General features: G+C 62.0%; 7 protein-coding genes and 1 pseudogene. 7 read left to right on the forward strand and 1 reads right to left on the reverse strand.

Translation table 11 applies throughout. The features are described from left to right. Nucleotides 1-235 precede the first annotated feature (235 nt). From ACODS0_RS27710 to ACODS0_RS27740, 7 genes are all read left to right on the forward strand, one after another. Nucleotides 236-898 carry a peroxiredoxin-like family protein gene (locus tag ACODS0_RS27710; RefSeq protein WP_013521175.1) on the forward strand — a complete coding sequence of 221 codons (663 nt, stop codon included), beginning with the start codon at nucleotides 236-238 and terminating at the stop codon, nucleotides 896-898. Then, on the forward strand, nucleotides 895-1884 hold the full coding sequence (locus ACODS0_RS27715; protein ID WP_013521174.1) for a DMT family transporter: 990 nt from the start codon (nucleotides 895-897) through the stop codon (nucleotides 1882-1884). Before ACODS0_RS27710 ends, ACODS0_RS27715 begins: the two co-directional genes overlap by 4 nt. Beyond that, nucleotides 1881-2597, forward strand: coding sequence for a glutathione S-transferase family protein (locus ACODS0_RS27720; protein ID WP_013521173.1), 717 nt, complete (start codon nucleotides 1881-1883; stop codon nucleotides 2595-2597). Before ACODS0_RS27715 ends, ACODS0_RS27720 begins: the two co-directional genes overlap by 4 nt. A 1-nt stretch (nucleotide 2598) precedes the next feature. After that, nucleotides 2599-3393, forward strand: a complete 795-nt coding sequence (locus ACODS0_RS27725; RefSeq protein WP_013521172.1) for an SDR family NAD(P)-dependent oxidoreductase — start codon at nucleotides 2599-2601, stop codon at nucleotides 3391-3393. Nucleotides 3394-3456: 63 nt separating this feature from the next. Then, on the forward strand, nucleotides 3457-4071 hold the full coding sequence (locus ACODS0_RS27730) for a TetR/AcrR family transcriptional regulator (RefSeq protein WP_013521171.1): 615 nt from the start codon (nucleotides 3457-3459) through the stop codon (nucleotides 4069-4071). Next, entirely contained in the window at nucleotides 4068-4772 is a 705-nt protein-coding gene (locus ACODS0_RS27735) for a glutathione binding-like protein (protein WP_013521170.1), read from the forward strand. Before ACODS0_RS27730 ends, ACODS0_RS27735 begins: the two co-directional genes overlap by 4 nt. Before the next feature lie 128 nt (nucleotides 4773-4900). After that, nucleotides 4901-6070 (forward strand): AlbA family DNA-binding domain-containing protein, encoded by a 1170-nt coding sequence (locus tag ACODS0_RS27740; protein WP_013521169.1) that lies wholly within the window; start codon nucleotides 4901-4903, stop codon nucleotides 6068-6070. Nucleotides 6071-6335: 265 nt separating this feature from the next. Here ACODS0_RS27740 and ACODS0_RS27745 read toward each other — a convergent pair. Next, a pseudogene (locus tag ACODS0_RS27745) lies at nucleotides 6336-6605 on the reverse strand (transposase); the annotation flags it as partial. Nucleotides 6606-6696 lie beyond the last annotated feature (91 nt).

Here is a 6696-nt window from a genome sequence, read left to right on the forward strand (position 1 = left end):
GGGTGAGCCTTGGACTTGCGGCATAAAACCAGTCCAAGTTTTTATCCGCACCCCCTCCTGGGGGTTAGTGGGTCACTTCTGCGTGGAAATCAACACCGTTGACCTGTATAGGCTTCTGATGCGACCTGCATTCAGGCAAAACGCTTGACACAAGCCATTTTTTATCGACTGATATAAAATAACGGGAGTCCGCTGCGATCCCCGCCGCGACTGCCTTGCTCGAAGGGAGATCCAAGTGGCCGTTATTGATCTTGATCGACAACTGCAAGAATTGCGAAAGGAGTTCGCCCGCACCGCTCCAGCCGGCCGGGTCGCGCTCTATGAGTCCAGGATCGAGGAACTGCGATCGACCTTTGCGAGGCACGCTGCGCTGAAGGAGGGAGACAGGGCCCCCGACTTTTCGTTGCCGGACGCCCAAGGCGGCACGGTGTCGCTGTCCGCTGCTCTCAAGCAAGGTCCTGTGGTGGTGACCTTCTATCGAGGTGGCTGGTGTCCGTACTGCAACCTCCAACTGCGGTCCTACCAGGCCTTGCTGCCCGAGTTGGCATCCTTTGGCGCAAGCATGCTGGCCATCTCACCTCAGCTTCCGGACGCATCACTGTCAACCGCGGAGCGCGAGGCGTTGACGTTTAACGTCCTGAGCGATCTGGGCAATGACGTGGCTCGCCAATTCGGGCTGGTCTATCCATTGCCGCAGGAACTGCGCGATGCCTTGAGTTCCAGCAACAAGGCGCTGCCGAGCATAAATGGGGACGCCAGTTGGGAGCTGCCCGTTCCCGCCACCTATGTGATCACGCCGAACCAGAGGATCTCGCTGGCTTTCATCGAGGTCGATTACCGGCAGCGATTGGCCCCGCAGCGACTTCTTGCGGCGCTGCAAGAGCAGGCGGTTACGTGACGCAGGCCGTCGACTTGGTGCAAGAAGCGGTAGTCGGACCGGCTGCCGCGTCGTGGCCTCAGAGATCATCCCGGAACGTCTTGCGCGGATTCTGCTGGGCCGGGCTCAGCGTCACGATCTTTGCGGGCTGGTTCGTCGTGACGCGCTTCAGTGTCACGCGCGAACTTCGCCTGTGGGATGTGACCGCGCTGCGGTTCGGCATCGGTGCCGTCATTCTTCTTCCAGTGCTGTTGCGGGGAAAGAGACGCCTATCAGCCAAGGAATGGCGTGAGGGGCTGGTCTATGCCTGCCTTTGGGGGTTGCCCTTCGTCCTGGCGGTCGCGCTCGGCCTGCAGCTCACGTCGGCCGGCCGCGCGGCAGCGATAGCGCCGACCCTGATGCCGGTATTCGCCGGCGCCTTCGCGTGGATTTTCCTGAAAGAGAAACAGGGCCGCGCGCGCTGGTGTGGCTACCTCGCCATCATCATCGGACTGGTGTTCATGGTTGCAGGCGGTGTTTCCGCTCACGGTGGCATGAACCCGATGGGCCTCATCGCCCTGATGACTGCCGCTGCCATGTGGGCCGTCTACACGCTGCTTTTTCGGCGCAGCGCCCTGACACCTGTGCAGGCCGCAGCCCTGATCTGCTTCTGGTCGGCCATCCTCTTCCTGCCGATCTATATTTTTGGCGGGCTCAGTCGCCTCGCCATGGCCTCACCCAGCGAGATCGGCTTGCAGGCCGTCTATCAGGGCGTCCTGATGAGCGGCGTTGCGATCGTTTCCTTCAATCGCTCTGTCGCGCTTCTGGGCCCATCTGCGGCCACAGCCATCATCGCCCTGATTCCGGTCGTTGCTTCGCTGGCCGCCATTCCCGTACTTGGAGAGCTGCCGTCTGGTGGAGAGTGCGTTGCACTTGCCGTCGTTGTTGGCGGCGTGCTCTTGGCAGCACGTCCTGCCCGTAAAGCAGCGAAGCCATCGATTTCCGCAACCACGAGGCATACACCATGATCCGGTTCTACTTTCATCCGACCCCCAACCCCGCAAAGATCGCGCTCTTTCTGGAGGAGACCGGTCTGGCCTACGAAGCCTTGCCGGTCGACACAAGCAAGGGCGAGCAGCATGCGCCCGCCTTTCGTGCGATCAATCCGAACGGCAAGGTACCGGCCATCGTCGATACCGAGGGGCCGGGCGGCAACGAAGTCAGGGTCTTCGACTCGACCGCCATCCTGATCTATCTGGCGGAAAAGACCGGCCAGCTTCTGGGCACGTCCGAGGATCGGCCGGAGTTGCTGTCCTGGCTGCTCTTCATCGCCTCGGGATTGGGGCCGTTCTCCGGGCAGGCGGTGCACTTCCAGTTCGCCGCGCCCGAGGGCTTGGACTACGCGGCCAATCGTTACCGCCGCGAGGCGGAGCGGCACTATCAGGTTCTCAACGATCACCTGTCCGGACGCGAGTTCATCGTCGGCAGCGGTTTCACGATCGCCGACATCTCCGCCTGGGGCTGGCTCGATCGCGCTTCCCGCGTGCGCAAGGGCGCCGAGGATCCTCTGGGGCCCTTTCCCGAACTGAAGCGGTGGTTCGCAGGCGTGGATGCGCGTCCGGCGGTCGCTCGCGCCCGGGCGCTCGCCAAGAGCCATGCGTTCAAGGCGATCAACGACGAGGAGACCAAGCGTGCGCTCTTCCCGTCGAACTATCCCCCTGCATCGGCGCAAGGAGTTTGAAATGGAACTGAAGAACAAGCGGGTCCTCGTCACGGGCGGATCGAGCGGGATCGGCCTCGCGCTGGCCCATGCGCTGATCGCGCGAGGCGCCAGGGTGGTCATCACCGGAAGGCGCAGAAGCGTCCTGGACGATGCACTGCGCAGCCTTGACTCGGCGACGGGCGTCTGCGCTGACGTGGGAAGTCCCGAGGGACGCGCGGCCACGCTGGACCAGGCGATACAGACGCTGGGCGGACTCGACATCCTCGTCAACAACGCCGGCGGCGTGCGGGCTGGCCGGCTGGAGAACACCACGGAAGCCGATATCGAGCAGATGGTGATCGTCGACTTGCTCGCGCCAGTCTTGTTGACCCGCGCGGCGCTCCCCGCTCTGCGGGCCAGCGGAGATGCCATGGTGGTGAATGTCGCCTCCGGCATTGCCCTGGTCGGCGCACCCTTCTATGCAACGTATGCCGCGGTGAAAGCAGGTCTGGCTCGCTTTGGCGAGGCGCTCAGGCGCGAGCTCAAGGGCGAAGGCATTCATGTGTTGACGGCCTATCCTGGAGGCACGGACACGCCGATGATGAAGTCGAATCGCGCTGGTCCCGAACTGGGGTTTTCGCGCGAGCCTGCTTCTGCGGTGGCCGATGCCATCGTCGCCGGGATCGAGGCGAACGCTTTCGAGGTCATCCGGGGCGGGGAGGCGAGAGCCCAGATGATTGCGCTCAACCGTAACGATCCGGTAGCGGTCGATGCGAGATTCCTGACGCTCAAGAGCGCGCTGGAAGAGGCGGTCAAGGACCACAGCGCATTGTGACGACGCGGCATCAAGCACCGCATCCACTCACGAAGCCAACCACGAACCGATCCAGGAACGATCATGGCGCGCCCCAGAGAGTTTGACGAAGCAGTGGCCCTCGATGCCGCGATTCAATGCTTCTGGTCGAGGGGCTACGAAGCCACCTCGGTGCGGGACCTGGCCGACGCGATGGGTATCGCCGGCCCCAGTCTGTACAACACGTTTGGCGACAAACGCACGCTGTACCGGCAGGCGCTCGAACACTATGTCGAGCGAGGCTTTTGCGATCGGGTCCGGCGCTTCGAGTCCCAGTTGGCACCTCGTGCGGCCATCGGTGCGTTCTTCGATGAGATCATCGAATTGTCGCTGGCCGACGACCAGCGCAAGGGATGCCTGATCGTGAACTCGGCACTGGAGCTGGCACCTCACGACGCGGAGTTTCAGGCTGCACTGGCCGCTGTCTTGCGCGACATGGAGGCCTTCTTCTACCGTTGCGTCAAGGCCGGCCAAGATGCCGGCGCGATCAACATCACGTTGCCGGCCGATGATCTCGCCCGGATGCTGCTCGGCTTGCTAATGGGGCTGCGCGTCCTCGCGCGATCGCGGCCAGAACCGGAATTGCTGCGTGGGCTTGTCCGGCCCGCATTGGCGCTGCTCGATGGCGCCGGCACATCTCAACGACGGAGTCGCAAATGATCGACCTCTACTATTGGCCCACGCCCAATGGCCACAAGGTCACGATGTTTCTGGAGGAGGCTGGCCTCGAATACCGCATTCATCCTGTCGACATCAGTGCGGGCGACCAGTTCAAGCCTGAGTTCCTCGCGTTCTCGCCGAACAACCGGATGCCTGCGATCATCGACATGCAGCCGGTCGACGGCGGGGAGCCCGTGACCGTCTTTGAATCGGGCGCCATCCTGGTCTATCTTGCGGAGAAAACGGGTCGCTTCATGCCGACCGACCTGCGTGAGCGCAAGGCGGTGCTGGAATGGCTCTTCTGGCAGGTCGGTGGACTCGGCCCCATGGCCGGTCAGAACCATCACTTTGGCATCTATGCGCCCGAGAAGATCCCCTATGCCATCACGCGCTACGTCAACGAGACCAATCGCCTGTACGGTGTGCTCGACCGACGCCTGGCCGTGCAGGAATATCTCGCAGGTGAAACCTATTCGATCGCGGACATGGCGACCTACCCCTGGGTGGTGCCGTGGAAGCGCCAGCAGCAGGAACTCGACGAGTTCCCCAGTCTGCGGCGGTGGTTTGATGCGATTCGCAATCGTCCCGCGACGATCAGGGCCTATGCGCGCGGCGAGCCTTTCGCATCGCGTCCTGCGGTGACGGAGGAGGGCAAGAAGCTTCTGTTCGGTCAAACTGCCGCAGGCCCGCAGGCGCGCTGATACGTTTATGGTGCACACACCAGCGATTACTCAAAGTCAAAGCAATCACGCGACGTGGGCGTGCGCCAGCTGCTGCAGGGAGCTCGGGAATTCGTGGAGATCTTTCGAGGCGCGGGCATGATATCGCTATGACCATCGAACCGTGGGCGGACGCCCAGCTATCTGAAGATATTCCTCGGCTTGCTCAGGGCGGTGAGAGCGAGACTGTGGAATTCAAGCGAGAGCTGCCAAAGCAGGTGCGGGATCTTGCCAAGGAAATCGCGGCTTTCGCTTCCAGCAGCGGGGGCCGACTCCTTCTTGGAGTGGCAGACGACGGCTCGATTCCAGGAGTCGAAAATGCACATGACCCAGCGGTTCGAGATGATCTCGGCAGAAGGATCGTGGGCGTTTGCCAGATCATCGATCCCCCCGTCCGCCCGCAGATCGGCTGGACATCGGCAAATGGGCTCGGCGTTCTCGTCATCACTGTCGAGAAGGGTTCAGAGCCTCTGTACTACGTGGATTCGCGCGCGTACATCCGGCACGGCACGGTCTACCGACCGGCGACGGCCTCAGAGGTTCGCGCTGCCTTGACAGCTTCCATGCCCGGGGAGGCCGCAGAAGGACCCAAGAATCATCCGGAGCTGTCTGCGCTGGCCGACGTGCTCGCCAACGTGCGACGCTGGAGCGATACGGACTCCGAGATGCGAAGCCTGAAACCCTGGATTGAAGATTGGTCGGCAGATGCGGAGGTCTATGCGTCAAAGCTGCGCGACCTGTCCGTCTCCGACTGGGCCATTGAGAGCCACGTCAATGAACGGTTGGAAGCCACAGCTGAGAAGCTCGATGAAGTCGCACAGTTCCGGCACTACCTCGGCGAAGGGGAAAACTTCAACGACGTGTGCAACTCCGCAGGCTTCGCTGCTGCGGAGTTGATGCGCGATCTGGTCGATCCTATCGAGGTCAGCGATGAGACACAGCGAAAAGTCCTGGAGGCGATTGCCAAACTTGCCCGCAAGTTGACCCAAATGTGGGACCGTGCCAACAAAGAGATCTTCGATGGGCGTGTCGAGAAAGCCCAGCAGGAAACCTATGGCATCGGCCAGCAAATCGCCACTTGGACCTATTTCAGGCTGTCTGTTGTGCCGGAAAGCACGCTGGCCGATCTGCGCCGAATCGGTCTTAGCCTGCTCCAACTGGTGTCCATGAGGGTCTACATGGATGGCGGCGCTTCACTACAGCGCATCGTCGATGATGCTCAGACTCTTGTGAAAGAGCTGAATGCGAACGTCGAGAGTTTCCTGCAGTTCGATCGCTGAGTACTGTGTGCGCCGCCGTTTGCCCTTGGGCGGCTGCGGGCCACGGCTGCCAGAGGCGTGCTCGCTCCAGCGGTACGGTGACCGTGCGCGCACTCAGCGTCTATGCGCTGGCGCGCGCCTCAGGTCGCCGGGAAGCACAATCCCCAGGCTCCCATGCAACTCCTGACATGGATGCGGTCCGTAGCTACCCGGAACCCGAATACCCTCTAAACCCGCGTCAGATATGGGTTTGCGTCCGTCCGATGCAAATCGAAAGTCCTTGACAGCGGACATTTTTTAGGATGTCGCGCTCCTCGGTCAGACGCTTGATCTCGGCCTTCAGTCGCCGGACCTCCGCCGAGTCCTTCGCCGTCGGCAGCAGTGCCGCCTCCGCGCCGTCGGCATTGGCAGCGCTCTTCGCCTTGCGCAGCCACTCGTACAGGCTGTGGGTGGAGACCCCGAGCCGCTGGGCCACATCGGCCACCCGGAAGCCACGTTCGGTTACCTGCTTGACCGCTTCGGCCTTGAACTCATCCGTGTACTGCCTGTTGCTCATAAACACCTCTGTCGTTGCCATGAATTATGGCTCCTAGGGGTCTCCTCGTTTTCAGTGCAATAAGTGACGGTACGCAAAGCTAGCACTGGCG

The organism is Acidovorax sp. FG60, assembly GCF_057808995.1.

What these genes read in the sequence shown, in the direction of transcription:
- ACODS0_RS27720 (WP_013521173.1), top strand. Translation starts at nt 1,881, where the DNA reads ATGATCCGGTTCTACTTTCATCCGACCCCCAACCCCGCAAAGATCGCG.
- ACODS0_RS27725 (WP_013521172.1), top strand. Translation starts at nt 2,599, where the DNA reads ATGGAACTGAAGAACAAGCGGGTCCTCGTCACGGGCGGATCGAGCGGG.
- ACODS0_RS27730 (WP_013521171.1), top strand. Translation starts at nt 3,457, where the DNA reads ATGGCGCGCCCCAGAGAGTTTGACGAAGCAGTGGCCCTCGATGCCGCG.
- ACODS0_RS27735 (WP_013521170.1), top strand. Translation starts at nt 4,068, where the DNA reads ATGATCGACCTCTACTATTGGCCCACGCCCAATGGCCACAAGGTCACG.
- ACODS0_RS27740 (WP_013521169.1), top strand. Translation starts at nt 4,901, where the DNA reads ATGACCATCGAACCGTGGGCGGACGCCCAGCTATCTGAAGATATTCCT.